This window comes from Janthinobacterium sp. GW823-FHT06H09 (assembly GCF_058794735.1).
Window position 1 is genome coordinate 18,931 of the sequence record NZ_JBXAHC010000018.1, and the last position, 26,797, is coordinate 45,727.

Below are 26,797 nucleotides of genomic sequence, written 5' to 3' on the forward strand. Positions count from 1 at the left end.
ACGGCATTGACGGCATGGTCCGGATAAACGAGGGGGTACGCACATGCAGCTGCTTCGCCAAGTCAAACTGTCGCGCCGGCTGGCCTTGTTGGTCGCCATCTTTTCGCTGGGCCTGATCGTGTATGGCGGCTGGTCGCTGCGCGTGCTGCACGAACTGAAGGTCAACGGTCCCGTATATCACCGCATCGTACAGGGCAAGGACCTGGTGGCCGACGTGCTGCCGCCGCCGGAATACATCCTCGAATCGTATCTGGTCGCCTTCCAGCTGATGGCGTCCGAAGACAGAAGTGCGCAAGACAAGCTGGTCGAACACCTGAAAACCTTGAAGGCCGAGTACGACACGCGCCATCAGTTCTGGCGTACCCAGGATCTCGATCACGATATCGCCGAAGCCTTGCTGACGCAGGCGCATGCCCCTGCCGTGGCATTCTATGAGACGGCATTCACGCGCTTCATCCCGGCGCTGCAGGGGCAGGACAAGGCGGGCGTGGCCACTGCCATGGCGGCCATGGCCGCCAGCTACGACAGCCATCTGGCGGCCATCAACCGCGTGGTCGACATGACCAGCAAGCGCTCGGCCGCGTTCGAGACCGAATCGGCCGACAAGGCACGCTCGGCAACCGTGCTGCTGGCGGGCTTGCTGCTGGCATCACTGGGCGTCAGCATCGCCGGCGCCGTGCTGATCAGCCGCAGCATTACCGGCCCCTTGCAGGAGGCGTTGCTGGCCGCGCAGAGGGTGGCGGCCGGCGACTTGAGCAATCGTGTCGACAAGCGTTTTTCCGACGAGCCTGGTCAATTGCTGCAGGCCCTCGAAGCGATGAATGGCAGCCTGTCGCACACCGTGGGCCAGGTGCGCAGCAGCACGCAAAGCATCACTATTGCTTCGCGCGAAATCGCGGCCGGCAATTTCGATCTGTCGTCGCGCACGGAGGCGCAAGCCAGTTCGCTGGAAGAAACGGCGTCCGCGATGAAGGAGCTGACCAGCACGGTAAAGCAGAATGCCGACAATGCGCGGCAGGCGAACCAGCTGGTGGTGTCGGCGTCGGAATTTGCCGTGCAGGGTGGACAGGTGGTCGGGCGCGTGGTCGATACCATGGGCGCCATCAATGCCAGCTCGCGCAAGATCGTCGATATCGTCGACGTGATCGACAGCATCGCTTTCCAGACGAATATCCTGGCCTTGAACGCAGCGGTAGAGGCTGCCAGGGCGGGCGAGCAGGGACGCGGCTTCGCCGTCGTCGCCAGCGAAGTGCGCAGCCTGGCGCAACGTTCGGCCAGTGCCGCGCGCGAAATCAAGGCCATGATCGGCGATTCGGTCGAGCGCGTCGACGCGGGCAGCAAGCTGGTGGACGAGGCGGGCGCCACGATGGACAAGATCGTGGCATCCGTGAAGCAGGTGGTCGACTTGATGAGCGAAATCGCCGCCGCCAGCCAGGAACAGAGCCTGGGCATCGAACAGGTCAACCAGGCCATCACGCAGATGGACGAGGTCACGCAGCAGAATGCCGCCCTGGTCGAGGAAGCGGCGGCCGCCGCCGGCAGCCTGGAAGAGCAGGCGGCCAGCCTGGTGCGGGAAGTGGGGGTGTTCAAGCTCGATGCGGGCGGCACTGCCAGCGCGCTGGCAGCGCCCGCGCAACCGGGCCGCTGACAGGCTGGCTGGCGGTCAGGACGCCGTTCAGCTTGGCGTTTCCTGGGCGTGGCTGCGCTATGGCGCGCGCGCCGCTGCCGTGGCTTGTTTGTCGCACGTCGCCAAGGTACCTGTGCATGTGGAAAACGTTTCCAGATAGGTGATGGTTTTCTCGTACTCGTCGATCAGGTAGCGCAGCTGATATGCCATCTCGACAGATTCGCCCGTGCCTTTGTCCCGCAGCCTGTACATATCTTTCAAGAAGCGTTTTCTTCGCGCCAGTTCCGCAGCCAGGCGCGCCTTGCGCTCGGCGGCCGGTGGCAGCGGATACGGCTTGCCATTGATGGATCTGACGCCCTCGGGCGTCGGATCCAGGTCCTTGCCGGGGGCGCGAAATTCCACGCTCATGCTGCCATCCGCCTGCACCAGTATCAGCAGTTCGTCGGCGTCGCTGTTGGCTGGCAAGGTCACGGCCAGCACTTCAGGCTTGCCCTTGGGCAGCCAGCGATATTCGAGCTTGACCTGCAACGGCGCTGCGGCCTGCGCCGGCAGGTAGAAGCAGCAGCTGGCGGCGCTGCTCATGTAAGGACTCAGTGGATCGGTATCGACAGCGTTGTCGGGATCGCCGACGGAACTGATGCCCACCTGTATCATGCGCGGACTGTAGTTCAAGGTACTGACCGTTACCTTGCGCTCACCGGCGCCGGGCGTGTACGCGTGCAAGCCCCGCTCACCGCGCTCGTTGCCGCCCGCAAGCAGGGGCCGGTGGAACAGGGGGGTAATGCCGAAGCTCGCGATACTGCTGATATAGCCGGTATCGGACGGGCCGACGCGCGAGTCGCTGTTGCCCGGCGTGTGGTAGAGGTAGCCGATCTCGTCCAGCGATAGCGCGCTGACCATGCGGTCTTGCTGAAACAGTGGCGGTGACGCGTAGCTGTCGCCGTTGCCCATGACTTTGGCATAGATGGGGCCCGTCCATGGACCATGGCCGCCAAAGCGCGCGAGTACCACGTACTCGCCCAGCAGCGATTTTACTTTCAGGACATCCTTGGTCTCGCCAGTGACGGGGTCGATGATGGAATAAATGCCCGGAAAGGGATTGGTGGCGACACGCCACAGCGTGGGCATGGCAAAGCAGAGTCCGGCAACGATGGCGATGCCGGTGGCGATGGCAGTGCTGGTTTTCATGCTTCGTCCAGTCGTTGTTGCTGCGTGTCCAGCGTTGCCGCAGTGGCGCCGGGGGCGATCCCGTTCATCCGGCAGAACGCCACGAGGTCGGCCGGATAGAAGGGCGCGCCGCGATAGCCGCTGTCATCGATATCGAGCACGCAGGTGATGGCGGCCGCTTCCCAGGACCAGTAGCCCCAGAACGAGGTGTCGCGCCGGTGGTTGTCGTAATAGGGCTCGCGGCGGCTGGCTGCATACCATTGCTGCAGATAAGCGTGCATCAGCGCAGGACGGGCATCTTTTTCTGCCGCGAATATCTTGAGTGTATTGACGTAGGGCAGATGGCGCGTGCACTTTGGCCAGGCGGCATCCCTGCCGGCGACGAAGCATGCCAGCAGCCGCTCCAGCAAGCCATCCTTTTCATGGTTATTGAAATCGATGACGGGCGCCAGTCGGGGCAGCAAACTGCCGCAGCCCAGCAAAATGCCTAGGCAGACCATGCGGTTGACCTGCTCGTAGCCGTCGCCGGGCAGGGCGAAGTGGGGAAATCCCTGTTCGGCTTCGTCGGCCTGAGCGTCAAATGCCATGTCATAGCGGGCAAACGCCAGCCAGTAAGCGAGTATCGTGGAGTACGCGGCGCGCAACTCATCCAGCGCGTGACCGGCGCTGTAGGCGAGGGCTAGCTGGTCGACGCCATCCCAGGCCCGCTGGCGCGTGGCCGTCATGAAATTTTCTGGTGGAATATGTTGCAGCACGTGCGCCGGCTGTTGCAAGCTGGCTGCCACCATGTCGTAGCACTCATCCTGGCTTTCCTTGCTTTCAAGGTAGATGGCATAGGACAGCCGCGCTTCCCTGCGCCGGGCCAAAAAATTCCGCTCGTTCAGCGTCTGCATCCTTGCCCCTTGCTGATTATGGTTGCGGCCATGTAACTTCGCTGGTGTAGCGGCCTTCCTTGCGTAGCCGTCGCGCATAGTCGACCAGATCCCTGGGGTACACCAGATGCGCGGCCTGGCTATCGTCCAGGTCGAGCAGGAAAACCGTCGCTCCCGCTTCGAATGCCCAGTAGCCGTAGTAGCCGGCATAGCCTTCCTCGCTGATATTGAGATGCTCGTTGTACCAGCGCGGATGATGTCGCATGGCCGGATACCACTGTTTCAGGTATTTCTGGAGCAGGGCCAAGGTAGCGTCCTCATCCTCCTCATAGAACACTTGCAGCAGGGTGTCATAGGGCCTGGCGATGATGCAGGCGTCGAGTGCTTGTCCATCCTCCACATATCCGTCGATCAATTGCTCGAACAGGCCATCGCGGCCACGGTGGCTGCGCAGCACGTGGATGATGCGCAGCACCGAACGGTGATCGCGCAGCAGGATGGCAATGCTGAGCAGTTGCAAGGTGTCCTCATAGTCGGACAGGATGGAAAACTCTGGTGCTCCCTCATATTCGTAGGGCCCAAACTCTGGAAACTCAAGCGCCGCATCCTGCTGATAGAGTTGATCGACCGCATTCCATTCTTCAAACTTATCCACGATGCCCGCGATGCGCGGCGCCAAGGCCTCGATGGACTCGCCCGCCGTATAGTCGAGCATCCAGATCCAGAGTTCTTCTAAATACAAAAAATGATGGACGGAAGCATTTTCCTGCGCTGAGTCGGCGACCTTTTTGTTTTCCAGTCCTCCTGCAATCAGCGCAAATTGATTGCTGCGCGTTTTGACATACAGTTCTTCATCCAGAAATTGCTGGCGGCGCCGCTCAGTGAATGGACGATTGTTCATCTTGTCTGGCTGCCGTCGTGATCGACGCGTAAGGAAGATGCGTTTACATGGAAAAATGCGGACATTGCCTGGGACTCCGTGTGATCAGGGAAACGTACTGGCAGTTGATGTAATGACTTGTTTGCAAGATTACATACTAGAAATAGTGATTCAACAAGCGCGATTCAATTGAATCTTGTGCCAGAAAGAAATATTCAAAATAGCTACCATGAGCGGCTCGATGGCGTGCCGCAGGTATTTTTCGGCCGTCATCGTCTTTTTACGTGAACCGGAGCAAGCATGAGCAAGATGAAATACGCGGCCGCAGCGGTCTTATGGGCCAGCCTGTCGCCCGCCATGGCGGCGTCGACCTCGGCCGCACCACCGTTCCTCGATGTGCTCGCCTATGAGTACGCCAATTGCGTCAAACCTGCCTACCATCAAGCCGACCTGCTGGTACAGGACGGGGCGGGGCGCTACCAGATCGACGTCAAGGGGGAGGCCTACACGGTCGAACTGCAGGAACGCATGGGTTTTTCGCTGCAGGCGGGCACAGGCGGTCCCGTGGCGGCTGTCGTCAAGCTGGACCGGCCGCCGCAGGGACAGTTCGCGGAGCAGGCGCGCTGGCGCGAGCGCTGGCTGCGCGACGTGGCCGAGCGCAGCGGCGTAGCGCTGGACGAGCGGGCGCTTGCGGGCGGCGCGCGCCTGCTGGCCGTCAACAAGGGCGAGATCAAGGGAAACTATGTGGGGCAGTCGCTGCTGATCGATCCGGCACGGCAGTTGTTCATCGATATCGCGTGGCCGAGCACGCTGGATATTTATCGCGGCCCCGATGCCCTGCGGCAGGTGCGGCAAGTGCAGGACGATGTCTGGAAACGCATGCTGTCCTGCCCGCCGGCCGCGTGAAGCCGGTCGCCTTCGCATATCCCTGCTGCGTGCACGTGCATACACAAATAATAATGATTCTCATTTATAATTCAGCGCTATGGGGATGCAATGGGCTGGCGCCATGGCGCCACGGGTAGTGAAGGAGGGCATGATGGGCAGTGTGTATGGCAACGAGGACGCGATCGCGCACGAGCATCGCGTACTGATGGGCGAATATGGGCGGGCGCAGGCGCGTTGCAGTGCGCAGCTGGCGGCGCAGGCGGCCCGCATCGCGCAGCTGGAGTCGGAATTGATGCGCGCGCGGGCGCAGGTGGTGATCCGCGATTCCAGGCTGGCGCTGGCGCGCGATGAACTGGCCGAACTGGCGGCCAGCGTGCCGGGCTTGCCGACGCGTGCCAGGCTGGCCCGCCGGGTCGAGTGGCTCAGCGAGCGCGTGCAGGACCTGATGCGCGAGCTGCTGCGCCTGCAGTGGCTGCCGGCGCCATCCTTGCAGGCCGACGTGCGCGAAAAAGCCGTGCTGTATGTGGGCAATTATTCAGGCCTGGCACCGGGCCAGCACGCGGCCGGCGCCAACGTGGCGCAGCTGGCCATCGAGCAGGCGGGCGGGCGCTTCCTGCACCATGCGGGCGGCGATGACGGCGCCGACGACGTGGCTGCGCTGGAAGCCGGTCTGGTGGCGGCCGACCTGGTGATTTGCCAGACGGGCTGCGTCAGCCACGATGCCTACTGGCGCGTGCATGACCATTGCAAGCGCACGGGCAAGCAGTGCGTGCTGGTGGACCAGCCGCAAGCCATGCATTTCGTGCGCAAGGAAGCGCTGGCCGATTTTTGATGCCGGATTAACGCCTGCTTAATCCGCATGGGGCAGAATGGCCATCCATTCGATGTCATAGCGAGCGCCCATGCTGTCCCTGCAAATCGGTCCCCTGGCCCTGCCCACGGGCCTGGTCCTGTTGTTCGTTTCCCTGTGCGTCGCCTACGGCGCGGCGTGGTGGCTGCGGAAGCACCGCCGGCTGCCGGACGCCGGCCCCCTCGTTTCCGACATGCTGATCGCCGGCCTGCTGGGGGCGCGCGTGGCGTTCGTGCTGCGCTGGCACGAACAGTATCTGGCCGCGCCCGCGTCCATCCTCAATATCCGCGACGGCGGCTTCCTGGCGCCGGCTGGCATCGCGGCCGCGCTGGCCATCGCCGCGTGGCGCTGCCGGCGTCCAGCCATGGCGCTCATGCGCCGGCCGCTGGCCATCAGCGTGGCCTGCGGTGCGCTGGCCTGGGGCGTGTTGAGCGCAGGGCTGGGGCTGGCGTACGACAAGCCGGCGGCCTTGCCGGCCGTGGCCCTGCATGCGCTCGACGGCACCTCCACCAGCCTGGCGGCGCTGGCCGGTGGCAAGCCCATGGTGGTCAACTTGTGGGCCAGCTGGTGCCCGCCATGCCGGCGCGAGATGCCCGTGCTGGCCGCCGCACAGCAGGCGCGCGCCGATATCGTCTTCGTGTACGCGAACCAGCGCGAGGATGCGGCGGCGGCCAGCGCTTTCCTGGACAGGAGCGGCGCGACCCTGCGCAATGTGGTGCTCGACGACGAGGCGGCGCTGGGCAAGGCGGCCGGTTCCTCGGCCCTGCCCACCACCCTGTTTTATGACGCGCAGGGGCGGCTGGCCGATACGCACCTGGGCGAATTGTCCGACGCTTCGCTGGCCAGCAAGCTGCAGAAGATCGCGCCCGTTCCCTGAGGCGGGTATGCTTTGTTGACGTAGCCGCGGCGTTCTCTGATAGTATACCCCCCTATAGTATTTATCGGAGTGAATTATGGGCCACACGGCACACAACAAGACCAGGCTGCTCAATCGCGTCAAGCGCATCAAGGGACAGGTGGAAGGCCTGGAGCGGGGACTGGAAGAGGGCCGCGACTGCGGCGAAGTGCTGCAGCTGATCGCCGCCGTGCGCGGCGCCGTCAATGGCCTGATGGCCGAAGTCATCGAAGAGCATTTGCGCGAGCACGTGGCCAGTCCCGATATCTCCGGCGAAGAGCGGGCCAGAGGCGCCGACGACATCGCGGGCATCCTGCGCACCTACCTCAAATAAGGAGAACGTCATGAAAACGCAATCCCTCAATGAAGACCTCTCCGCCTGGCAGCACGAACACGTCTTCGGCGCCGCCAGCGACAAGGCCGAGCGCCGCGCGCGCATCGTCATGTGGATCACCTTGGCCACCATGGTGCTGGAAATCGTCGCCGGCTGGTGGTACAACTCCATGGCCCTGCTGGCCGACGGCTGGCATATGAGTTCGCACGCGCTGGCCATCGGCCTGGCCGCGTTTGCGTATGCGGCGGCGCGCCGCTATGCGCGCGACCCCCGCTTTGCCTTCGGCACGTGGAAGATCGAGGTGCTGGCCGGCTATACGAGCGCCATCCTGCTGCTGGGCGTGGCCGTGCTGATGGTGGCCGCTTCCGTCGAGCGCCTGTTCTCGCCGCAGCCCATCCACTATCCGCAGGCGATGGCGGTGGCGGCCTTCGGCCTGGCGGTCAACCTCGTGTGCGCGCTGATCCTCGGCGGGCACCACGACCATGACCACCATCATGGCCACGACCATCATGACCACCATGACCACCATGGCCATGGCGAAGACCTGAACATGAAGGCCGCCTACATCCACGTGCTGGCCGACGCCGCCACGTCCGTGCTGGCCATCGTGGCGCTGGCCGGCGCGTGGGCTTACGGCTGGCAGTGGCTCGATCCCGTGATGGGTATCGCGGGCGCCGTGCTGGTGGCGCTGTGGGCGAAAAAGCTGATGCTGGACACGGGCAAGGTCTTGCTGGACCGCGAGATGGACCACCCCGTGGTGGATGAAATCCGCGAAGCGGTGGAAGTGGAAAGCGCCGGCGACACGCCGCGCATCGTCGACCTGCACGTGTGGCGAGTCGGCAAGCAGCTGTATTCCTGCGCCTTGTCCGTCGTCAGCCGCGACGCTGCATTGACGGCCGCCGAACTGCGCGCGCGCATCGGCATCCACGAGGAAATCGTCCACAGCACCATCGAGATTATTCGCCGGCCTTGATAATGATGGGGAAAAAAGCCCGTTGATGCAGGGCGTAGGCCGTATAATGTCGGCTTTTACAGCACGCGCTGTTCACCAGACAGAGAAGAAAATGAGCACATTACCACCATGCCCGCAATGCCAATCCGAATTCACGTACGAAGACGGCAGCCAGTTGATCTGCCCTGAATGCGCGCATGAATGGTCGGCCACGGCTGGCGAAGCCGTGGAAGAGGGCGCCCGTGTGTACCGCGATTCGGCCGGCAATATCCTGCAGGACGGCGACACGGTCAGCGTCATCAAGGACTTGAAATTGAAGGGCGGCGGCGGTGTCGTCAAGATGGGCACGAAGGTCAAGAACATCCGTTTGGTCGACAGCGACCACGACATCGACTGCAAGATCGACGGCTTCGGTTCCATGAGCTTGAAGACGGAATTCGTCAAGAAAGTGTAAGACTTTTCCTTGCCATTCGCGGCGCGCCTCGCATTGTTGCCGGCGCGCCGTTTTTTATTTCAGACCCCATGCAAATCGACCATCTCCGCCAGCGCCTGCGCGCCCTGGGCGCCAAGCCCCTGCACGAACAGCGCGTGCTGCGCGACTGGATACAGGGCCAGCCGCACGACCAGGGCCGGCGCCGCGCCGAAGACTTTTTGCCGCTGCCCGTGCGCGACGCCTTGCCTGCGCTCGACCTCGAACTGCAGGGCATGCTGAAACTGCTCAGCACCCATCCGGGTGCCGACGGTTCCGCGCGCCTGCTGGTGGGGCTGCACGACGGCCAGACGGTGGAAAGCGTGCTGCTGCCGCGCGACGGCCTGTGCGTGTCGAGCCAGGTGGGCTGCGCCGTCGGCTGCCAGTTCTGCATGACGGGCCGTGACGGCTTGATCCGGCAAGTGACCAGCGGCGAGATCGTCGCCCAGGTGGTGCTGGCGCGCACCTTGCGCCCGGTGAAAAAAGTCGTCTTCATGGGCATGGGCGAACCGGCGCATAACCTGAACAATGTGATGGAAGCGATCGAGCTGCTGGGCACGGAGGGCAATATCGGCCACAAGAACCTCGTGTTCTCCACCGTGGGCGACCCGCGCGCCTTCGAACGCCTGCCGCAGGGGCGGGTCAAGCCGGCGCTGGCCCTGTCGCTGCACACGACGAAGCCGGCGCTGCGCGAACAGCTGCTGCCGCGCGCACCCAGGCTCACACCGCGCGAGCTGGTGGACTTCGGCGAAGCGTATGCGCGCCTGACCGGCTATCCGGTGCAGTATCAGTGGACGCTGATGGAAGGCGTCAACGATGGCGACGACGAAATGGACGGCATCGTCGCGCTCTTGCAGGGCAAGTACGCGGTGCTCAACATGATCCCGTATAACACCATCGATGACTTGCCGTTCAGGCGTCCCAGCTGGGACAAGGCGCGCGCCATCGCCGCCGCCCTGCACGCGCGCGGCGTGCTGACCAAATTGCGCGATTCGGCCGGTCAGGACGTGGAGGGCGGCTGCGGGCAGTTAAGGGCGCGCGAAGCGAAAGGCAAGGTCATTGCCATTCGTGCCAGCGTGACGGCGTAGGTCGGATTAGCGGAGCGTAATCCGACATTCGCCCATACGCCAACAATGATGTCGGATTACGCGGTGCCCGCTAATCCGACCTACTCGGCTCACACCCCACCGAACAAATCATTTTCATTCAATATCGCAAACGCGATCTCGGGATGCGCGACCAGGCAGCGGCGCACGGCGGCGGGAATGGCGGCGCGCGTCTTGCGGCACAGGCCGGGCCGCTCCAGCAGGCGGATCTGGAAGCCGCGCACGGTGCGCACTTCGCCGCTGCCGGGCACGATCTGCAATTCCACGCCCAGGTTGCTCTTCAACAGCCGCTGCAGCTTCTGCAGTTGCGCATATGTGGCGATACCCTCGATGTGCGCCAGCAGGCGCTTTTCTTCCGTCAGGTTCAGGCGCAGGATGGACAGGTCCGCCTGCGGATCGTCGAGCAATCGCTCGCGCTCGCAGTCGCACAGCTGCGGCGGGCACTCCTTGCGGACTTCAAAATCGACGATGCGCATGCTGGTGTTCCAGTGACGTTCCAATGGCGATCCGGGATCAATCAAGTATCGTCCGCCGCCTGGCGCATGTCAATCAGCGCGGGCTGACGATCAGGCGCCAGCGGATGGCGCCTTGCTCGCTGCTGTGCTGGTGGTGGTTTTGCGGCGGCATGACGTGGCCTTCCGTCGAGACGATTTCATGCGCGCAGCCGTCGCAGCGGTAGATGCCCGAATACGGCACGGCTTCGCCGGGCGAGGTCAGTTCATCGAAACGCGGGTGCATGGAGCGCGCCACGTAGCTGGGGTTTTTGTAGTCGGCCATGGCTTCCTCGTGGAGTGGATAATGGCCCATTTTGGCACACAATCGTGCACGGCCTTGACCGCGTGTCTTGGCGCGCGCGCCGCCCTGTGTTGTAATGTTGATCATCCCGACGGAGTACGCAAGGCCATGAGAACCCGCATCAAGATCTGCTGCATCGCTTCCATCGACGAAGCGCAACTGGCCATTGCCGCCGGCGCCGACGCGCTGGGCCTGGTGGCCGCCATGCCGTCCGGCCCCGGCCCGATTCTCGACGTGCGCATCGCGCAGATCGCCGCCTGGACGCCGCCGCCCGTGGCCACCTTCCTGTTGACGTCCGAGACGACGGCGGCAGCCATCGCCGAACACGTGCGCGCCACGCAGCCTTCCACCGTGCAGATCGTCGGCCATATCGACCCCGGCGAAGTGGCGCAGCTGGCGCGCTTGCTGCCGCACGTGCGGCGCGTGCAGGTGATCCACGTGGAGGGACCGGAGGCGTTGGCGCTGATCCCCGCCTACGCGCCCCATGTCCACGCTTTTTTGCTCGATTCGGGACGCCCCGGCGCGGCTGTGCCGGAGCTGGGTGGCACGGGCCGCACGCATGACTGGTCCGTCAGTGCGCGCTTCGTGCGCGCCAGCCCCCGTCCCGTCTTCCTGGCCGGCGGCCTCGATGCGAATAACGTGATGGAGGCGCTGCGCCAGGTACGCCCCTACGGCATCGACCTGTGCTCGCGCGTGCGCACGGACGGCCAGCTCGATGTCATGAAGCTGGCCTTGCTGATGGCGGCCGTGCGCGACGTGGATGCGGCGCTGTATGCGGAAGGCTAATCCACGGTCGTTACTGCGTTCATCTCGCGCACGAACGCTTCCGTAAACGCGGCCACCATGCCGCTGGCTGCGCGCGGCGAGATCAGGCCCACGACGGAGTGCGATTCCTCGTCCGGCAGGGCGATAAAACGCACGCCGGGCGGCGCCACCAGGCGCATGCTGTCGGGGACGATGGCGATGCCCATATTGGCCTCGATCAGGTTCAGCTGCGACGTCTTGCGCGACAGGGCGCGCGCCGCCTTCGGGAAGAAGCCCTGTGCCAGGCACAGGCCCGCCACCAGGTAGCTGAGGCCACCCCGGTCCTTGTGCGGGATAGAGACGAACGCTTCGTCGCGCAGGGCGGCGATCGTCGTGCGCTCCAGCGCGGCCAGCGGCGACATCGCCGACACGGCCACCACCAGTTTTTCCGCAAACAGTTCGCGCACGACGATGTTGGCGTGCTTGCGCAGGGTGGGCAGGCGCACGAGGCCCAGGTCGGCGCGGCCTTCTTCGATATCAAACGCCTGGTTTTCCGACGAGCCTTTCGACACGTCGAGCGAAATGCCGGGGAATTGCGCCAGCAGCCGGTTCAGCACGGCGCCGATGGCGGGCGTGAGGGTGACGGAACTCGAATGCAGCAGGCGGATGATGCCTTGCGCGCCTTGTCCCACGTGGCGCGTCTGGCGCACGGTTTCGTCGATGTCGTCGAGGATGCGCCTGGCGCGTTCATAAAACAGCTGTCCCGCGGGCGTCAGCTCGATATGGCGCGCGTCGCGCGTGAGCAGCAGGGCTTGCACCTCGCCCTCGAGCTCCTTGATTTGCCGGCTCAGGGCCGACTGCGCGATGTACAGCTTTTCCGCCGCGCGCGAGTAGCTGCCCGCATCGACGACTTCGACAAAGTAGCGGAACTGTCTGATGGAAATCAATCGTATGCCTTTTCGAGATCGGAGACTGCCTGATTTGATATTGGCCTGGCCCCGGCGTTCGCGCTACAGTGGCCTGGTCTGCTGTCACTGCAAAGGAAAGACCATGCTGGAATTGATCGGGGTGCTGGGACTGCTCGTCAGTATTATCGTAAAACTGATTTTCGTCCAGATCGGCGGCGCGGCCGAGGACAAGGAGGACTAATATGCCAGCGTCGCCACATACGGTGCCGACAACGCCAGCGTTTTCAGGCGGCAGGCCGGTGCGGCCCCATCCCACTCCGCCAACTGCTTGCCCGCGCACTTGAGCGCCGCCTCGCGCGCCGTCCACGCCTGCGCCAGGCGCCGCGGGCGCTGGTCGGCAGGGCAGTCGGCCAGCTTAGCTGCCACTTGCGGCCCCAGATAGTCGCGCGCCAGATGGAACCAGTCGGCAATCTCCTGCACGCGCATCACGTCGATGCCGACGAGATCATGCAGGCCGATGGCGGCCAGCGACAGTCTCTCGTCATGGCTGAACGACAGGCCCGCCGCGCGTCCTGCCAGCAGCAAACGGGGAGGGGCGCCCGGCGTCGATTCCACTGAAATCGCCCCGATGTCCAGGTTTTGCCACTGCGCCGCCGCCTCGCGCACGGCCTGGCGCAGGCGCGCGCGCGCTTCGATACGTGACGGCGGCGGCACGATGCCGATCACCAGCACGCCGTCGCCCGCCCAAAGCACCGTAAAATCCATCAGCTGCAATCAGCTACGCAAAGGCGCGGCCGGGCAGCCCGCCCAGTTGCTGCCGGCGGGGATGTGCTCGCCCTTCATCACCAGGGTCAACGGTCCCAGGCGCGCATTGTCGCCCACCTTGGCGCTGTACAGCACGGAGCTGCGCGGCCCCATGTAGACGCGCTGGCCGATCTCCACGTGGTCGATCTTCATCACGCGGTCTTCAAATAGATGCGTTTGCGGGCAGGTCAGCGCATTCAATTCGCTGTAGTCGCCGATGTGCACGCAGTCGAATTCCGTGATGTCCGTCGTGTCCATGTAGACGCCGCGGCCGATCTTGCAGCCGAACAGGCGGAAGGCCAGCGGCAGCCACGGCGTGCCGCGCAGGTAGCGCATGAAGTTGGGCACGGCGATGCCTTCATACAGGTTGGTCACGCCTTCCGAAATCCACACGAACGGCGTCCACATGGGCGCCGCGTGTTTGCGGTAACGTCCCAGCAGCAGCCACTTGAACAGCACGACGACCAAAAAATTGCCGATGCCGTAGGCGATGCCGGCGATCGCCAGGTCGCTCACCACTTCGCCCCAGCGCCCGGCGCCCGCGATGGGCATCACGTCCAGCACCAGCGTATAGCCGACGGCGATCACCACGGCGTGCGGCGCGACGATGCGGAACGCTTCGATCAGGCTGCGGCCCAGGCGGCGCAGCAGCGACGGCTTGAACGTCAGGTGCTCGGCAAAGCCGCTGACCTGTTCGCGCGCGGGCAAATGCATGGGCGGGGAACCGAGCCAGGTATCGCCGCTGTGCATCTGCTCATTGCGCGGCGCGTGCGTGTGCACGCCGATCAGCACATGTTCGGGCAGCACGGTGCCGTCCGGGATATAGCTGCCGTTGCCGACGAAGCTGCGGTGCGAGACGACGGTGGGGCGCATGGTCATCCAGCCGCCGTCGATCTGCTCGTCGCCCAGCATGACGGCGTCGGCGATGAAGGTGTCGTCGCCCAGTGTCAGCATGTCGGGAACCACGCCCAGCGCCGTGGAAATCTCGGCGCCCTTGCCGACCTTGGCGCCCAGCAGGCGGTACCAGTACGGCGCGTACACGGTGGCGTAGATGCCGTGCAGGACGTTCAGGCTCGATTCCTGGATATGGCTGACCAGCCACTTGGCGCAATAGATATTGCTGTGCACGGGCGAGCTGCCCGGCTTCAGGCGCGGCAGCGCGCCCCAGCGGATGGCGGCCGACAGCAGGGCCGTGAGCACGATCAGCACGGCGCTGGCGGGAAAGGCCAGCAGGAAGTAGCGGGCCAGCTGGGTCGTCACGTCGCGCCCCTGCAGCCACGGCATCATTTCGCGCTCGTCGAACCAGTCGATCAGCACGAAGCTGGGGAAGACGGGCATGAAGAACAGCACGGCGATGAGGACCATGCCGAAGCAGAAGAACACGGTTTCGCCCGTCAGGCGCAGGCGCGAGACGGCGGGGCGCGGCGGCTGGCTGGCCCGGTCATAGGGGCCGATGTCGCGCGCGGGCGACCCCGTCCAGACGCGCCCGGCCGGCACCGAAGCGCCGTCGGCCAGTGCCGACTGGCCCTCGAGGTGACCGAAGGCGCCTACTTGCGTATTGCCTTCCAGGATAGCGTAAGAGCTGATGCAGGCATCGTCGCCGATGCTGATCTGCCCCAGCAGCAAACGGCCCCGTTCCACGCGGGCGTTTTCAAAGTTGACGGCATTGCCCACGCTGACGTTGTCGCCGATGGACAGCAAGTCGGGCGCGCGCAGGGTCATCGAGCCGATGACGACTTCCTTGCCCACTTTCGCGCCCAGCGCGCGCAGCCACCAGCTGTTCAGGGATGAGCCGCTGAGCAGATACGCGGGCGCCGATTCGACCAGGCGGTCGGCCAGCCACCAGCGGTAATAGGTGACGCCCCACAGCGGATAGCTGCCCGGTTTCAGGCGTCCGGCGATCAGCCACTTGCCGGCAATCGCGATGGCAAATTCGGCCAGGGTCGCGAGCAAGAACACGCCGATCGAGGCGGCGATGGCGCGCGGCACGGTGTCGCCCGTGTCGCCCGTGAAGAAGTGGTAGGTGAAGAAGGGCGCCATCCACTGTGCCATGCGCAGGGTGACGAGGCCCGGCACGGCCGCCGCCTGGGCCGCGCCGCAGATCCAGCGCTTCCAGGCCGATGGCGGCGTCCAATCCGCTTCCGGCGTGGCCAGCGCGGGCGCTTCGTTCAGCACGGCGGCGATCTTGCCGATCTGCCGGTTCTGGTAAATGTCGCGTACCGTCATGTGGGCGTAGGCCGGATCGGCGCGCAGGGCGGACGCCAGGCGGGCGGCCAGGAAGGAGTGGCCGCCGAGGTCGCTGAAGAAGTCCAGCTGGCGCAAGATGGCCTGGCCCGGGAACAGCTTGGCCAGGGCCGCGAACAGGGCCGCTTCGGCCGGCGTTTCCGGCACGTCCGAGATCCCCGCCTCGCCGGCCGGCGGGGCAGACAGGGGCATGGCTTTCAAGGCTTTTCTGTCGATTTTTCCCGAGGTCAGGCGCGGCATCAGCGGCAGCAATTCAAAGCGGCCCGGCACCATGTAGGGCGGCAGGTGCAGGTTCAGGGCCGCGCGCAGGGTTTTCGCCGCCAGGGCGTCGCCGGGCGCCTCGTCGCTGCCGACGATGTAGGCCACCAGCTGGTCGATGCCGTCATCCTTGCGCAACAGGACGGCCACCGTGCCCACGCCCGGCTGCTGCGCCAGCACGGTTTCGATCTCGCCCAGCTCCACGCGGAAGCCGCGTATCTTCACCTGGTCATCTGCGCGGCCCAGGCACAGCACCTGGCCGTCCGCATCGATGCGGGCCAGGTCGCCCGTGCGGTACAGGCGCGCGTCATCGTCGCTGCTCGCCCACGGGTTGGGCAGGAATTTTTCCACCGTCAGATCGGGCCGGCCCAGGTAGCCCTCGGCCAGGCCGGGGCCGATGATGCACAGTTCCCCCGTTTCGCCGCGCGCCAGCAATGTCAATGGGCGGTTTTCTCCGTGCTCGGCCACCTGCAGCACCAGCAAGCCGTAGTTGGGCAGCGGCGTGCCGATGGTGACGGGTTCGCCGGGGCGCAGCCGCGCCAGGCTGCACGAAACGGTCGCTTCCGTGGGACCATAGGTGTTGAACATGGCGCGGCCCGGGCGCGACCAGCGCTCGACCAGGGACTCGGGGCACATCTCGCCGCCCAGGTTGATCAGGCGCAGGCTCGGTACTTCCTCGGCGAAGAGGGCCAGCAGGGTAGGCACGGCATGGAGAACGGTGACGTGGTTGGCGACCAGCGCGCGCGGCAAGGCTTCCGGGTCGCCCGAGATCTCCTTGGGACCCAGCCACAGGGTGGCGCCCACCAGGTAGGCGATCCAGATTTCCTCGAACGACATGTCGAAGGCAACGGAAAAGCCCTGGTAGACGGTGTCGCTTTGCGTCACTTCCAGCACGGCGTTTTCGCTGCGCAGGAAGTGGCAGATGCTGCGCTGATTGATCAATATGCCCTTGGGCTTGCCCGTGGAGCCGGACGTGTAGATCACGTATGCCGGGTGTTCGGGCAAGACTGTGCCGCGCGCGGGCAGCAGTTCGCCCGGCGCGGCGGGGGCCAGCAGGCTTTCCGCCGTCCACACGGGACGCTGGACGCCAGCCTGCTCCAGGCGCGGCGCGAACTGCGCGCAGCTGATGACGCCAGCGCCATTGGCGTCGTCGAGGCACACCTGCAGGCGTTCGACGGGCGTGTCTTCATCGACGGGCAGCCAGGCGGCGCCCGCCTTGGCGATGGCCGCCTGCATCAGCAGCAGAGGGGCGCCGCGCGGCAGCCACAGGCCCACGATGTCGCCGGGCTTGACGCCGGCCGCCACCAGGCGCGACGCCGCCAGGCCCGCCTGCGCATCAAGTTCGGCATACGTGATGCGGCGCGCGCCGTCGATCAGGGCGATGTGCTGCGGGCAGCGGCGCGCCGTCGCTTCCAGCAGGTCGGCCAGCACTTCCTCGCGCAGCAGATCCGGTCGCGGCGGGCCGTACAGGATGTCGGCGTGGGTGGAAGGGATGCCTGGGCTGACTGCGGTGAAATCGTTCATGGATGACGCTTATCTGTAATGCGGTGTGAGGAATCTGACGGGCTGCGCATGGTGCGCGGCACAGTTGATACATTACAGCACGCAAGACATTTCAGCGTTGCAGAACGGGGAATTTTGCGGGACTTTCAATAATTATGTGGCTGCACGATCAACTGCCATGATTACGGAATGTAAAACGGGGAAACATGGCGCCGATTTGCGCCACAGTAGCCGCCGCCGGATAGCCGTACAGGGGGCGGCCGGACAGCGCCGCGTCCGCGCAGCCTTCGGCGCGGAACTGCTGCAGCACGTAGTTATCGACGCCTTTCGCGGCCAGGGCGGCGGCCAGGGACAGCAGCTGTGCGTCCGGCAGCAGGTCCGGGTGGGTGGTGGTGCGGCATTCGTAGGCGACGCCGCTGGCGAGGATGGCGTCCAGGCAGGCGCGCGCCGGGTCGCCGCTGCCGGCCACGCGGGTCACATGACGATAGTCGGCAAACGGCGCCTTGATGTCGAAGCCGACCCAGTCGACCAGGGGCAGCACTTCCTGCAGGCGCTGCGGATAGATGCAGGCCGTGTGCAGGCCGATGCCGAAACCCAGCGCCCTGACGTCCAGCATGGCGCGCGCCAGCGCCGGGTCCATGCATGCCTCGCCGCCGCTGAAGACGACGGCGTCGACGAGGCCCACGCGGCGCCGCAGCCAGGTCAGTACGTCCTGCCACGGCATGGCGCCTTCGGGCGTGCGCGCCTGCAAATGCGGATTGTGGCAATAGCCGCAACGCCAGGGGCAGCCCTGCACGAACACCACGGCAGCCAGCTTGCCCGGGTAGTCGGTGGCGGAAAAGGGCGTCAGGCCGCCCACTTTCAACTCAGCCATGGCAGGCCGGCTGGCCAACCCGGGCGCTCGCTTCCGTAAAATACTGGCGCTCGTGGAATTCGCCCTGCTTGCCGATGTTGAACGAGGCGACGGGGCGGTGATAGCCCATCACGCGCGTCCAGATTTCGCAGCGCTGGCGTTCGCTGTCGAGCAGGGTGATGGCGGGAGTGAAGTCGGGACGTGCATTCATGGCGTTTCCTCAAGTGATGGAGCAATGTGGGCCTGCTTGCGGGCGATCAGCTCCGCGTCGCAGGTGGGGCAGAATTCATGTTTCCCGGCCAGGTAGCCGTGGCGCGGGCAGATGGAAAACGTGGGCGTGACGGTGATGTAGGGCAGCGAGAAGCGGCTCAGGGCGCGTTTGACCAGCTCGCGGCAGGCGTTCGCGTCCGACAGCGCTTCCGTCATGTACAAATGCAGCACCGTGCCGCCCGTGTATTTGCGCTGCAGCGCGTCCTGCAATTCCAGCGCTTCGAACGGGTCGTCCGTGTGGCCGACGGGCAGCTGCGACGAGTTCGTGTAATACGGATTGTCGACGGTGCCGGCCTGCAGGATGGCGGGATAGCGCTTGCGGTCTTCGCGGGCGAAGCGGTACGTCGTGCCTTCGGCCGGCGTCGCTTCCAGGTTGTACATATGGCCCGTCTCTTCCTGGAAGGCCACCATGCGGGCGCGCACGTGGTCGAGCAGGCGGATCGCCAGCGCATGGCCCTCGGCGGACGTGATGTCCCAGGCGTCGCCGCTGAAATTGCGGATCATCTCGTTGATGCCGTTCACGCCCAGGGTGGAAAAGTGGTTGCGCAGGGTGCCCAGGTAGCGTTTCGTGTAGGGGAACAGGCCTTGCTGCATCAGTTCCTCGATGGTGCGGCGCTTGATTTCCAGGCTGGTCTTGCCCAGTTCCAGCAGGCGGTCCAGGTCCGCCATCAAGGCCGCTTCGTCGCCGCGCCACAGGTGGCCCAGGCGTGCGCAGTTGATCGTCACCACGCCCAGGGAGCCCGTCTGCTCGGCGGAACCGAACAGGCCATTGCCCCTTTTCAGCAGTTCGCGCAAGTCCAGCTGCAAGCGGCAGCACATGGAGCGGATCATGTTCGGCTTGAGTTCCGAATTGATGAAGTTCTGGAAGTAGGGCAGGCCGTAGCGGGCCGTCATTTCGAACAGGCGTTCCGCGTTTTCGCTATGCCAGTCGAAATCCTCGGTGATGTTATAGGTGGGGATGGGGAAGGTGAAGACCCTGCCCTTGGCGTCGCCCGCCATCATGATCTCGATGTAGGCGCGGTTGATCATGTCCATCTCCGCCTGCAGCTCGCCATAGCTGAAGTCCATTTCCCGGCCGGCGATGACGGGAATCTGCTCGCGCAGGTCGTCCGGGCAGACCCAGTCGAAAGTGAGGTTGGTGAACGGCGTCTGCGTGCCCCAGCGCGATGGCACGTTGAGGTTGAAGATCAGCTCCTGCATGTACTGGCGCACGTCTTCATAGCGCAGGCTGTCCTTGCGGATGTAGGGCGCCATATAGGTATCGAAGGAGCTGAACGCCTGCGCGCCGGCCCACTCGTTTTGCAGGGTGCCGAGAAAATTGACGATCTGGCCGATGGCGCTCGACATGTGCTTGGGCGGGCCCGATTCGATCTTGCCCGGCACGCCGTTCAAGCCTTCATGCAGCAGGGTGCGCAGCGACCAGCCGGCGCAATAGCCGGCCAGCATGTCGAGGTCGTGGATGTGCAGCGCCGCTTCGCGGTGCGCCGCGCCCACTTCCGGCGGATACACCTGGTCCAGCCAGTAGTTGGCGATGACCTTGCCCGATACATTGAGTATCAGGCCGCCCAGCGAGTAACCCTGGTTGGCGTTGGCGTTGACACGCCAGTCGCGCCGGTCCAGGTATTCATTGATGGATGCGGCGACATCGACCTGGCCGCGTGTGGGGGAAACTGCATTTGTCGTCATGAAACCTCCAATAAACACAACATGCGGTGTTTTTATGGAGATTAATCACTAAATATAGTGGCGTCAAAGGGCGCGTGCAGTTGCGTGACGAATCCTTGATGCAGGTGAAAAATCCACGTCAGCCGCTTTTGTTCCAGCGCGTTTCGCGCAGGATCAGCCAGCTCGCGCAAAAGAACGCGGCGCCGCAGGCGGCCACGCTGGCGACGGAGGCGGGCAGAACGTGCGTCCATATTTCCAGCGGCGTGTAGGTGCTCCAGCTGGCCACGCGCGCGTCGAAGGTGACGTAGTTCGCCAGCAGCCAGTAGACGGCCAGCAGGCCCGTGCAGATGGCGGCCTGACGCAGCAGCGGCATCTTGCGGCGCGCGAACACGGCCAGCAGGAACAGCAGCAGCACGCCCGGATACGCGCCCAGCACTTCCGGCGACAGCACGGAGAGGGTCCCTGCATCATAGCCATCGGGCGGGCCGGCCCACTGCACCTGCAGCGCGGTGAGGAACAGGGTGAGCAGGAAAATCAGCAGCGGTTTGCGGGTCATGGCGGGCAATCGGATAGGGAAAAAGTGGGGCATTTTACAGCCAGGTCAAGCAAGTTGAACGCGCGCCAGCCATGCATGCATTCCTTCACCTGTGTCAAGGACTGGGCGGTATGGGCGGGGCTATAGTCTGCACCCTGAGCCGATACAGGACTGTGAATATCATGATGCTTGAATCAACTACCGCCACCCGCGTGGCCGGACCGCTGGAACTGGTCTGCCCCGCCGGCAGCCTGCCCGCCTTGAAAGCGGCCGTCGACAATGGCGCCGACACCGTGTACCTGGGTTTTCGCGATGCCACCAATGCACGCAATTTCGCCGGCCTCAATTTCGACGAAAAGGCCATCGCCGAGGGCGTGCGCTACGCCCACCAATATGGACGCAAGGTGCTGCTGGCGCTGAATACCTATCCGCAGCCGCACAACTGGGCCGTGTGGCGCAGCGCCATCGACCGCGCCGCGCAAGCCGGCATCGACGCCATGATCGTGGCCGATCCGGGCTTGATGGCGTATGCAAGCGAGCATCACCCGCAGCTGCGCCTGCACCTGTCCGTGCAAGGCTCGGCCACCAACTACGAAGCGATCAATTTTTACCAGGAACACTTCGGCATCGCCCGCGCCGTGCTGCCGCGCGTGCTGTCGATGGCGCAGGTCGAGCAACTGATCAGCAAGACGGACGTCGAGATCGAGGTCTTCGGCTTTGGCAGCCTGTGCGTGATGGTCGAAGGGCGCTGCGCGCTGTCGTCGTATGCGACGGGCGAGGCGCCGAACACGCACGGCGTGTGCTCGCCGGCGAAATCCGTGCGCTGGCTGGAAACGCCGAACGGCCTCGAATCGCGCCTGAACGGCGTGCTGATCGACCGCTACGCACCGGGCGAAAACGCCAGCTATCCGACCCTGTGCAAGGGGCGTTTCGAAGTCAACGACGAAGAGTATTACGCCATCGAGGAGCCGGCCAGCCTGAACACGCTGGCGCTGCTGCCGCAGCTGATCGCCATGGGCGTGCGCGCCGTGAAGATCGAAGGGCGCCAGCGCAGCCCTGCGTATGTGGCGCAGGTGACGCGCGTGTGGCGCGAAGCGATCGACGCCTGCCGCGAAGGCAATACGCGCTACGCCGTCAAGCCGGGCTGGATGGCGGCCATGGACAAGCTGGCTGAAGGCCAGCAGCACACGCTTGGCGCCTATCACCGCTCCTGGAAATAGCAAAACCTGCTGCGCGTCCCGGGGCGCGGCCTGCGATGCTCACCGTGCTGGAGCACGGTTGCGCTTCTCGGCCCCGCCGCGAGCCGCTCGCTACGGTTTTGTCACTTAAAAAAATATTGGAAAAGGCATGCTAAAACTCTCTTTGGGTCCCTTGCTGTACTACTGGCCGCGCGCCACCGTCTTCGAGTTTTACCAGCAGATCGCCGGCACCGCCGTCGATATCGTGTACCTGGGCGAAACCGTCTGTTCGCGCCGGCATGAGCTGCGCCTGGCCGACTGGCTCGATATCGCCGACATGCTGGCCGCCGCCGGCAAGGAAGTGGTGCTGTCGACGCAGGCGCTGATCGAGGCGGGCGCCGAACTGGCCACCCTGCGCCGCATCACGGGCAATGGCCGCTACGGCGTCGAGGCCAACGACATGGGCGCCGTGCATTGCATGGAAAAGGGCGCATCCTTCGTCGCCGGCCCCCATTTGAACCTGTTCAATGGCCCCAGCCTGCAACTGATGGCGCGCCTCGGTGCGCGGCGCTGGGTGATGCCGCTGGAAATGGGACAGACGGCGCTGGCCGAGATGCAGCGCCAGAAACCGGAAGGGCTGGAGACGGAAGTGTTTGCCTACGGACGCATGCCGCTGGCGTTTTCCGCGCGCTGCTTCACGGCGCGCAACCGCAACCTGCCGAAGGACGACTGCGGCTACAGCTGCCTGGAAGAGCCGGACGGGCTGCTGCTGCGCACGCGCGACGAAGTGCCCTTCCTCGTACTCAATGGCACGCAGACGCAGTCGGCGCTCGTCTACAACCTGGTGCGCGAACTCGACGCCATGCGCGACATGGGCGTGTCGGTGGCGCGCATCAGTCCGCAAGCCATGCATACGGAACAGGTGATCGCCATCTTCGACCGCGCCCGCCGGGGGCAGGTCAGCGGCATCGGCGCCCAGGCCCAGCTGGCGGCCTGCCAGCCGGCCGGCGCCTGCGACGGCTATTGGCACGGCCAGCCCGGCATGGAACAGCACGCCGCCCATTGAACGCATCGAAAGGAAGAATATGCAAGATCAACTGGAAAGATTGCCGGTCCCGGTCCCGGCCAAGCCTGCCATGAGCAAGCCCGCCGTGTCGTACCGGCTGCCCGAACCGCTGGCCGAATTGCTGTCCAAGCTGCCGCCGTATCCCGCCTCCTGGCTGTTCGTGCAAGGCTTGAACCGCTTGCTGGCGCCGCAATTGCCCGACGACGTGCGCTGCAGCCTGGAGGGGCGCAGCCTGCGCTTGCGCTTGCTGGACGCCGGTATCGCCTTCGATTTTGAGTGGCAGGGCACGGTGTTCGTGGCCGAACGCTATGTCGACGTGCCGGACCTGTGCATCGCCGCCAGCGTGCATGACTTGATGCTGCTGGCGCGGCGCCAGGAAGATCCGGACACCTTGTTCTTCAGCCGCCGTTTGAGCCTGGAAGGCGATACGGAGCTGGGCTTGCTGTTCAAGAATACGCTCGATGCCATCGAATTGCCGCCGTTCGACCTGCAGTCGCTGGGACCGCGTCGCGTGCTGGCGCATTTGCGCGACCGGGGCGCGCGGGGAGGCTGAGCGGAAAAGGGGAGGCGGGCGCTCAGTGGCGGCAGTGGCCGCAGGCGCCGCTGCACGATGGCAATTGTTCTTCATCGGACGCCTCGCCCATGAAGCCGGCGTCGTTGACGGCGGTCAGCAAACGTTCCTGCGTGGCCAGGCGTTCGTCGAATTGCACCGTGGCGCCGTGGCGCGCCAGCGAGACGCAGACGGTGGCCACGCCTGTGACGGCCTCAAGTGCGCCCGTCAATCTGTCGGCGCAGCCTTCGTGATCCATTCCAATAATATTCAAGCGCGCTGTCTGCATGTGGTCCTCTTGTTTTTCAGATAAAAAAACAGCGTAGGCGAGGGGCGCGCATGCCGTCCAGAGCAGCACGCAAGATTTATTTTCTATTTGCGGTTTTATTGATCTGGATTAATTTGCACCGCTCCACTCCCGCCTGAATTGCTGTTGTTTTGTACACAGTTTCCATAATCCAGTCGACAAGCGTGCCCCGCTGCGCGATACTGTCATTCTGATAAGAACGCTGATGAAAGCGCTGGAAAGGAGGGGCCATGCAGCGCCGCCCCCTGCTCAAGCTTGCCGCCCTGTGGCCGTTGGGCGCTGTCGCCGCCGGCACGTCGTCGCCGCTGCAGCTCGTGTATCCGCGCCACCAGGCGCTCGATGATCCGCAGCAAGGTTATGTGACGGCCTTGCTGCAAATGGCGCTGTCGCGGTCGGGCCAGGCATATGCCTTGCGCCGCTCCGCACTGCGCATGGTGCAGACGCGCGCCATGCAGGAAATCGCCATGGCGTCAGGCAGCGTCGATGTCGTCTGGGCCATGACGAGCCGGGCGCGCGAAACGCAATTGCTGCCGGTGCGCATACCGATCGACCGCGGCCTGATCGGCTGGCGCGTGGCCCTGATCCATGCCCGCCAGACGCAGCTGCTGCGCGGCGTGCGCAGCGTCGCCGCCCTGGCGCGGCTGTCTGCCGGCCAGATGCGCGACTGGCCCGACTGCGCCATCCTGCAGGCGAACGGCTTGCGCCTCGATACCTCGAGCACCTACGAAGGCCTGTTCCAGCAGCTGGCGGCGGGGCGCATCGACTACTTTCCCCGCTCCGTGATCGAGGCCCAAAGCGAGCTGGCCAGCCACGCGCAATTGCCGCTGGCGCTAGACACCCACCTGGTCATCCGCTACCCGGCCGCACTGTATTTTTTTGTCGGCAAGCACAGGCCGGAACTGGCGCGCCACATTGAACTGGGACTGGAAACCATGCTGGCCGATGGCAGCTTTGCGTAGCTGTTCCAGCGCCATTTCGGCCGTCTCGCGCAGGGCCTGAATCTGTCCCGGCGTTACGTGCTGGAGCTCGTCAATCCTGACCTGCCGGAGGAGACGCCGCTGGCGCGCAAGGCACTTTGGTATCGTCAAAATCATTACTAATGGTTTAGTTGAGCTATGTCAAACGACTGCTTCAATCGTGCGCAGGATGTTTGAGGAAACGCAAAGCGAGTTCAACAGAACACCTGTTGACACTTATAAAATTTTCGCCGAACATCATTCCATCTTGCAACACTTTGCAATACTTTCCCAGCGATAGCCGCCATGGCGGCTGTCGTGCGGACCCGTGCGCCCGTTCAACGGCAAGCCGCCGCCAGCCACCGAACGCTGTGCTCCCTTGTAACCATCCGTTATCTTTTCGAAGGTTTGCCCATGCTCGATTCGATCGCGTCGGTATTGCACCAGGTGCCGGAATTGGCCCTGTTCCTGGCGCTGGCGCTGGGCTACGCGGTAGGGCAGATACGCTTCGGCCCGATCCAGCTCGGCGGCGTGTGCGGCACCCTGATCGCCGCGCTGCTGATCGGCCAGCTGGGCATTACCCTGGACGCCAGCGTGAAAAACGTTTTCTTCATGCTGTTTATCTTTGCCCTCGGCTACGCGGGCGGTCCCCAGTTCTTTGCCAACCTGAATGCCAAGGGTTTGCGCTTGGGCATACTGTGCCTGATCGAAGTGGTGGTGGTGCTGGCGCTGGTGCTGCTGGCCACGCGTTTCCTGGGCCTGGACCAGGGCACGGCGGCCGGCATGATGGCGGGCGCGGCGACGGAATCGGCCGTCGTCGGCACGGCCACGGACGCGATCTCGAAGCTGGCGCTGCCGGCGGCCCGCATCGCCGAGCTGCAAGCCAATGTGGTCACCGCGTATTCCATCACGTATATCTTTGGCCTGATCGCCATCGTCATCGTCACCAGCCAGATTTTTCCGCTGTTGTTGCGCGTCAATCTGCGCGAGGAAGCGGACAAATTATGGGAAAAAATGGGCGGCGCGCAGGCGGGCGCCGACGATTTGCAGGCGACGCCGGAAATGGTCGGCCGCGCTTACCGCATGAGCCGGGGAGCGGGACGCCGCCTCGATGCCTTGCAGCATATTTTTGCGGGCCGCGCCAGCATCACGCGCGTGCGCCGGCATGGCAAGGTCTTGCCGTTGGAGCCGGCACTGCGCCTGCGCAATAACGACGAAGTGCTGGTGATCGGCCACCGTCCCGCACTGGTGGCGGCCGAAGCCATCCTGGGCGAGGAATTTGCCGACACGACGGGCTTGAACATGGCCGTCTCCGCCGTCGAAGTGGTGCTGCAGCAAGCCGCGCTGGTCGGCCAGCCCTTGCGCCAGCTGGCCTTGCCCACCGGCGTGCATGTGGCGGCCGTCATCCGCGGCGAGCACAGCATGCCGCCCTTGCCCGACCTGGCCCTGCAGCGCGACGACGTGCTGCGCCTGTACGGCACGACGGAAGGACGCGAACTGAACACGGCGCTGGCCGCCATCGGCAAGCGCGTGCCCACGGGCGACCGCAGCAATATCGTCTACGCCAGCATCGGCATCGTGCTCGGTGTGTATATCGGCGGCTTTACCGCCAGGCTGGGCGGCATTCCGTTTTCGCTGGGCACGGGCGGCGGGGCCTTGCTGACGGGGCTCGTATTCGGCTGGTACCAGGCGCGAAAACCTGGCATGCCGGGCATCCACCCCAGCGCGCTCGACATGATGAAGGATATCGGCCTGGCCACCTTCATTGCCTGCGTGGGCCTGGCGTCGGGACCGCAGGCAATCGAGCTGGTGCGCCAGTACGGCTTGTCGCTGCCGCTGATGGGCGTCTTGATCGCCGTCATCCCCGCCTCGCTGTCGTTGCTGGTGGGCCACTTTTTCCTCAAGCTGGAAGCGCCTGTGCTCTTGGGCGCCATCGCCGGCCAGCAGTGCAGCACGCCAGCCTTGTCGGCCGTGCAGAACGCGGCCGGCAATTCCACGCCCTTGCTGGGCTACACGATTACCTATGCCATCTCGAACGTGGTGCTGCCTCTGCTGGGGCCGCTCATCGTGGCCCTGGCCGGGTCCGTTCATGCATGAGCAGCTTGCAAGAGCACAGGCAGT

The 26,797-nt window shown here is 64.6% G+C and carries 27 protein-coding genes; 14 read left to right on the forward strand and 13 right to left on the reverse strand.

The features are described from left to right. Window positions 1-43 precede the first annotated feature (43 nt). Window positions 44-1,648 carry a methyl-accepting chemotaxis protein gene (locus AC1Q6X_RS24270; protein ID WP_492498633.1) on the forward strand — a complete coding sequence of 535 codons (1,605 nt, stop codon included), beginning with the start codon at window positions 44-46 and terminating at the stop codon, window positions 1,646-1,648. 57 nt (window positions 1,649-1,705) lie between these two features. Here the strand turns inward: AC1Q6X_RS24270 and AC1Q6X_RS24275 are convergent, their stop codons facing one another. From AC1Q6X_RS24275 to AC1Q6X_RS24285, 3 genes are read right to left on the reverse strand one after another with little or no spacing between them, the layout of a single operon-like run. After that, complete coding sequence (locus tag AC1Q6X_RS24275; RefSeq protein WP_492498634.1) at window positions 1,706-2,815, reverse strand: hypothetical protein; 1,110 nt, start codon at window positions 2,813-2,815, stop codon at window positions 1,706-1,708. After that, window positions 2,812-3,687, reverse strand: a complete 876-nt coding sequence (locus AC1Q6X_RS24280) for a PoNe immunity protein domain-containing protein (RefSeq protein WP_492498635.1) — start codon at window positions 3,685-3,687, stop codon at window positions 2,812-2,814. Before AC1Q6X_RS24280 ends, AC1Q6X_RS24275 begins: the two co-directional genes overlap by 4 nt. 16 nt (window positions 3,688-3,703) lie before the next feature. Next, window positions 3,704-4,567, reverse strand: a complete 864-nt coding sequence (locus AC1Q6X_RS24285; RefSeq protein ID WP_492498636.1) for a PoNe immunity protein domain-containing protein — start codon at window positions 4,565-4,567, stop codon at window positions 3,704-3,706. Window positions 4,568-4,846: 279 nt separating this feature from the next. Between AC1Q6X_RS24285 and AC1Q6X_RS24290 the strand changes: the two genes are divergently transcribed. From AC1Q6X_RS24290 to AC1Q6X_RS24320, 7 genes are all read left to right on the forward strand, one after another. Beyond that, window positions 4,847-5,452: a hypothetical protein gene (locus AC1Q6X_RS24290; RefSeq protein WP_492498637.1), complete on the forward strand. Its 606-nt coding sequence runs from the start codon at window positions 4,847-4,849 to the stop codon at window positions 5,450-5,452. Window positions 5,453-5,726: 274 nt separating this feature from the next. Beyond that, window positions 5,727-6,266, forward strand: a complete 540-nt coding sequence (locus tag AC1Q6X_RS24295; RefSeq protein WP_492498678.1) for a DUF2325 domain-containing protein — start codon at window positions 5,727-5,729, stop codon at window positions 6,264-6,266. 70 nt (window positions 6,267-6,336) lie between these two features. Continuing rightward, window positions 6,337-7,161, forward strand: coding sequence for a TlpA family protein disulfide reductase (locus AC1Q6X_RS24300; protein ID WP_492498638.1), 825 nt, complete (start codon window positions 6,337-6,339; stop codon window positions 7,159-7,161). A gap of 76 nt (window positions 7,162-7,237) precedes the next feature. Further along, complete coding sequence (locus tag AC1Q6X_RS24305) at window positions 7,238-7,513, forward strand: metal/formaldehyde-sensitive transcriptional repressor (protein WP_086138316.1); 276 nt, start codon at window positions 7,238-7,240, stop codon at window positions 7,511-7,513. A gap of 10 nt (window positions 7,514-7,523) precedes the next feature. Beyond that, window positions 7,524-8,486 (forward strand): CDF family Co(II)/Ni(II) efflux transporter DmeF, encoded by a 963-nt coding sequence (gene dmeF / locus AC1Q6X_RS24310; protein ID WP_492498639.1) that lies wholly within the window; start codon window positions 7,524-7,526, stop codon window positions 8,484-8,486. Between the two features lie 91 nt (window positions 8,487-8,577). Then, on the forward strand, window positions 8,578-8,919 hold the full coding sequence (locus AC1Q6X_RS24315) for a zinc ribbon domain-containing protein YjdM (protein WP_070218308.1): 342 nt from the start codon (window positions 8,578-8,580) through the stop codon (window positions 8,917-8,919). Window positions 8,920-8,987: 68 nt separating this feature from the next. Next, the gene (locus tag AC1Q6X_RS24320; protein ID WP_121669056.1) at window positions 8,988-10,022 is read left to right on the forward strand and encodes an RNA methyltransferase; all 1,035 of its coding nucleotides are present in this window, start codon (window positions 8,988-8,990) and stop codon (window positions 10,020-10,022) included. An 89-nt stretch (window positions 10,023-10,111) separates the two neighbouring features. On the opposite strand, the gene AC1Q6X_RS24325 is transcribed toward AC1Q6X_RS24320, so the two are convergent. Both AC1Q6X_RS24325 and AC1Q6X_RS24330 read right to left on the reverse strand, forming a co-directional pair. Next, a complete protein-coding gene (locus tag AC1Q6X_RS24325; protein WP_492498679.1) occupies window positions 10,112-10,516 on the reverse strand; it encodes a hypothetical protein in 405 nt (134 codons plus the stop codon). 73 nt (window positions 10,517-10,589) lie between these two features. After that, window positions 10,590-10,817, reverse strand: coding sequence for a hypothetical protein (locus AC1Q6X_RS24330; protein WP_070218305.1), 228 nt, complete (start codon window positions 10,815-10,817; stop codon window positions 10,590-10,592). Between the two features lie 126 nt (window positions 10,818-10,943). Between AC1Q6X_RS24330 and AC1Q6X_RS24335 the strand changes: the two genes are divergently transcribed. Next, window positions 10,944-11,621 carry a phosphoribosylanthranilate isomerase gene (locus AC1Q6X_RS24335; RefSeq protein WP_492498640.1) on the forward strand — a complete coding sequence of 226 codons (678 nt, stop codon included), beginning with the start codon at window positions 10,944-10,946 and terminating at the stop codon, window positions 11,619-11,621. On the opposite strand, the gene AC1Q6X_RS24340 is transcribed toward AC1Q6X_RS24335, so the two are convergent. The 7 genes from AC1Q6X_RS24340 to AC1Q6X_RS24370 form a co-directional block, all read right to left on the reverse strand. Beyond that, complete coding sequence (locus AC1Q6X_RS24340) at window positions 11,618-12,526, reverse strand: LysR family transcriptional regulator (protein WP_492498641.1); 909 nt, start codon at window positions 12,524-12,526, stop codon at window positions 11,618-11,620. The two genes, AC1Q6X_RS24335 and AC1Q6X_RS24340, sit on opposite strands and share 4 nt — an antisense overlap. A 198-nt stretch (window positions 12,527-12,724) precedes the next feature. Beyond that, window positions 12,725-13,252 (reverse strand): 4'-phosphopantetheinyl transferase family protein, encoded by a 528-nt coding sequence (locus AC1Q6X_RS24345; RefSeq protein WP_492498642.1) that lies wholly within the window; start codon window positions 13,250-13,252, stop codon window positions 12,725-12,727. 9 nt (window positions 13,253-13,261) lie between these two features. After that, window positions 13,262-17,317 carry a Pls/PosA family non-ribosomal peptide synthetase gene (locus AC1Q6X_RS24350; protein WP_492498643.1) on the reverse strand — a complete coding sequence of 1,352 codons (4,056 nt, stop codon included), beginning with the start codon at window positions 17,315-17,317 and terminating at the stop codon, window positions 13,262-13,264. Window positions 17,318-17,465: 148 nt separating this feature from the next. Continuing rightward, the gene (locus AC1Q6X_RS24355; protein WP_492498644.1) at window positions 17,466-18,170 is read right to left on the reverse strand and encodes an anaerobic ribonucleoside-triphosphate reductase activating protein; all 705 of its coding nucleotides are present in this window, start codon (window positions 18,168-18,170) and stop codon (window positions 17,466-17,468) included. Then, window positions 18,163-18,360, reverse strand: coding sequence for an anaerobic ribonucleoside-triphosphate reductase (gene nrdD / locus AC1Q6X_RS24360; RefSeq protein ID WP_070218300.1), 198 nt, complete (start codon window positions 18,358-18,360; stop codon window positions 18,163-18,165). Before nrdD ends, AC1Q6X_RS24355 begins: the two co-directional genes overlap by 8 nt. Then, complete coding sequence (locus tag AC1Q6X_RS24365; RefSeq protein ID WP_070311931.1) at window positions 18,357-20,105, reverse strand: ribonucleoside triphosphate reductase; 1,749 nt, start codon at window positions 20,103-20,105, stop codon at window positions 18,357-18,359. The genes nrdD and AC1Q6X_RS24365 overlap by 4 nt, the downstream gene beginning before the upstream one ends. A gap of 118 nt (window positions 20,106-20,223) precedes the next feature. After that, window positions 20,224-20,640: a hypothetical protein gene (locus AC1Q6X_RS24370; RefSeq protein ID WP_070218298.1), complete on the reverse strand. Its 417-nt coding sequence runs from the start codon at window positions 20,638-20,640 to the stop codon at window positions 20,224-20,226. Window positions 20,641-20,801: 161 nt separating this feature from the next. Between AC1Q6X_RS24370 and ubiU the strand changes: the two genes are divergently transcribed. The 3 genes from ubiU to ubiT all read left to right on the forward strand — a co-directional run bounded on the left by ubiU (window position 20,802) and on the right by ubiT (window position 23,416). Further along, window positions 20,802-21,839, forward strand: a complete 1,038-nt coding sequence (gene ubiU, locus AC1Q6X_RS24375; protein ID WP_492498645.1) for a ubiquinone anaerobic biosynthesis protein UbiU — start codon at window positions 20,802-20,804, stop codon at window positions 21,837-21,839. Between the two features lie 127 nt (window positions 21,840-21,966). Next, window positions 21,967-22,863, forward strand: a complete 897-nt coding sequence (gene ubiV / locus AC1Q6X_RS24380) for a ubiquinone anaerobic biosynthesis protein UbiV (protein WP_070218297.1) — start codon at window positions 21,967-21,969, stop codon at window positions 22,861-22,863. 70 nt (window positions 22,864-22,933) lie between these two features. Further along, window positions 22,934-23,416 (forward strand): ubiquinone anaerobic biosynthesis accessory factor UbiT, encoded by a 483-nt coding sequence (ubiT, locus tag AC1Q6X_RS24385; RefSeq protein WP_070218324.1) that lies wholly within the window; start codon window positions 22,934-22,936, stop codon window positions 23,414-23,416. 22 nt (window positions 23,417-23,438) lie between these two features. Here ubiT and AC1Q6X_RS24390 read toward each other — a convergent pair whose 3' ends face one another. Next, window positions 23,439-23,702, reverse strand: coding sequence for a heavy-metal-associated domain-containing protein (locus tag AC1Q6X_RS24390; RefSeq protein ID WP_070218296.1), 264 nt, complete (start codon window positions 23,700-23,702; stop codon window positions 23,439-23,441). Window positions 23,703-23,950: 248 nt separating this feature from the next. On the opposite strand from AC1Q6X_RS24390, the gene AC1Q6X_RS24395 reads away from it, so the two are divergent. After that, window positions 23,951-24,679: a hypothetical protein gene (locus tag AC1Q6X_RS24395; RefSeq protein WP_492498646.1), complete on the forward strand. Its 729-nt coding sequence runs from the start codon at window positions 23,951-23,953 to the stop codon at window positions 24,677-24,679. Window positions 24,680-25,090: 411 nt separating this feature from the next. Beyond that, complete coding sequence (gene aspT / locus AC1Q6X_RS24400; protein ID WP_492498647.1) at window positions 25,091-26,773, forward strand: aspartate-alanine antiporter; 1,683 nt, start codon at window positions 25,091-25,093, stop codon at window positions 26,771-26,773. Window positions 26,774-26,797: the final 24 nt, after the last annotated feature.

Bases quoted from the DNA above. Each gene is read 5' to 3' on its own strand.
- AC1Q6X_RS24365 (WP_070311931.1), bottom strand. From the start codon at position 20,105: ATGACGACAAATGCAGTTTCCCCCACACGCGGCCAGGTCGATGTCGCC.
- AC1Q6X_RS24330 (WP_070218305.1), bottom strand. From the start codon at position 10,817: ATGGCCGACTACAAAAACCCCAGCTACGTGGCGCGCTCCATGCACCCG.
- AC1Q6X_RS24370 (WP_070218298.1), bottom strand. From the start codon at position 20,640: ATGACCCGCAAACCGCTGCTGATTTTCCTGCTCACCCTGTTCCTCACC.
- ubiV (WP_070218297.1), top strand. From the start codon at position 21,967: ATGCTAAAACTCTCTTTGGGTCCCTTGCTGTACTACTGGCCGCGCGCC.
- AC1Q6X_RS24315 (WP_070218308.1), top strand. From the start codon at position 8,578: ATGAGCACATTACCACCATGCCCGCAATGCCAATCCGAATTCACGTAC.
- AC1Q6X_RS24325 (WP_492498679.1), bottom strand. From the start codon at position 10,516: ATGCGCATCGTCGATTTTGAAGTCCGCAAGGAGTGCCCGCCGCAGCTG.
- AC1Q6X_RS24395 (WP_492498646.1), top strand. From the start codon at position 23,951: ATGCAGCGCCGCCCCCTGCTCAAGCTTGCCGCCCTGTGGCCGTTGGGC.
- AC1Q6X_RS24335 (WP_492498640.1), top strand. From the start codon at position 10,944: ATGAGAACCCGCATCAAGATCTGCTGCATCGCTTCCATCGACGAAGCG.
- ubiU (WP_492498645.1), top strand. From the start codon at position 20,802: ATGATGCTTGAATCAACTACCGCCACCCGCGTGGCCGGACCGCTGGAA.
- aspT (WP_492498647.1), top strand. From the start codon at position 25,091: ATGCTCGATTCGATCGCGTCGGTATTGCACCAGGTGCCGGAATTGGCC.
- AC1Q6X_RS24390 (WP_070218296.1), bottom strand. From the start codon at position 23,702: ATGCAGACAGCGCGCTTGAATATTATTGGAATGGATCACGAAGGCTGC.
- dmeF (WP_492498639.1), top strand. From the start codon at position 7,524: ATGAAAACGCAATCCCTCAATGAAGACCTCTCCGCCTGGCAGCACGAA.
- AC1Q6X_RS24295 (WP_492498678.1), top strand. From the start codon at position 5,727: ATGCGCGCGCGGGCGCAGGTGGTGATCCGCGATTCCAGGCTGGCGCTG.
- AC1Q6X_RS24350 (WP_492498643.1), bottom strand. From the start codon at position 17,317: ATGAACGATTTCACCGCAGTCAGCCCAGGCATCCCTTCCACCCACGCC.
- AC1Q6X_RS24280 (WP_492498635.1), bottom strand. From the start codon at position 3,687: ATGCAGACGCTGAACGAGCGGAATTTTTTGGCCCGGCGCAGGGAAGCG.
- AC1Q6X_RS24320 (WP_121669056.1), top strand. From the start codon at position 8,988: ATGCAAATCGACCATCTCCGCCAGCGCCTGCGCGCCCTGGGCGCCAAG.
- AC1Q6X_RS24300 (WP_492498638.1), top strand. From the start codon at position 6,337: ATGCTGTCCCTGCAAATCGGTCCCCTGGCCCTGCCCACGGGCCTGGTC.
- nrdD (WP_070218300.1), bottom strand. From the start codon at position 18,360: ATGAATGCACGTCCCGACTTCACTCCCGCCATCACCCTGCTCGACAGC.
- AC1Q6X_RS24270 (WP_492498633.1), top strand. From the start codon at position 44: ATGCAGCTGCTTCGCCAAGTCAAACTGTCGCGCCGGCTGGCCTTGTTG.
- AC1Q6X_RS24275 (WP_492498634.1), bottom strand. From the start codon at position 2,815: ATGAAAACCAGCACTGCCATCGCCACCGGCATCGCCATCGTTGCCGGA.
- AC1Q6X_RS24345 (WP_492498642.1), bottom strand. From the start codon at position 13,252: ATGGATTTTACGGTGCTTTGGGCGGGCGACGGCGTGCTGGTGATCGGC.
- AC1Q6X_RS24355 (WP_492498644.1), bottom strand. From the start codon at position 18,170: ATGGCTGAGTTGAAAGTGGGCGGCCTGACGCCCTTTTCCGCCACCGAC.
- AC1Q6X_RS24305 (WP_086138316.1), top strand. From the start codon at position 7,238: ATGGGCCACACGGCACACAACAAGACCAGGCTGCTCAATCGCGTCAAG.
- AC1Q6X_RS24290 (WP_492498637.1), top strand. From the start codon at position 4,847: ATGAGCAAGATGAAATACGCGGCCGCAGCGGTCTTATGGGCCAGCCTG.
- ubiT (WP_070218324.1), top strand. From the start codon at position 22,934: ATGAGCAAGCCCGCCGTGTCGTACCGGCTGCCCGAACCGCTGGCCGAA.
- AC1Q6X_RS24285 (WP_492498636.1), bottom strand. From the start codon at position 4,567: ATGAACAATCGTCCATTCACTGAGCGGCGCCGCCAGCAATTTCTGGAT.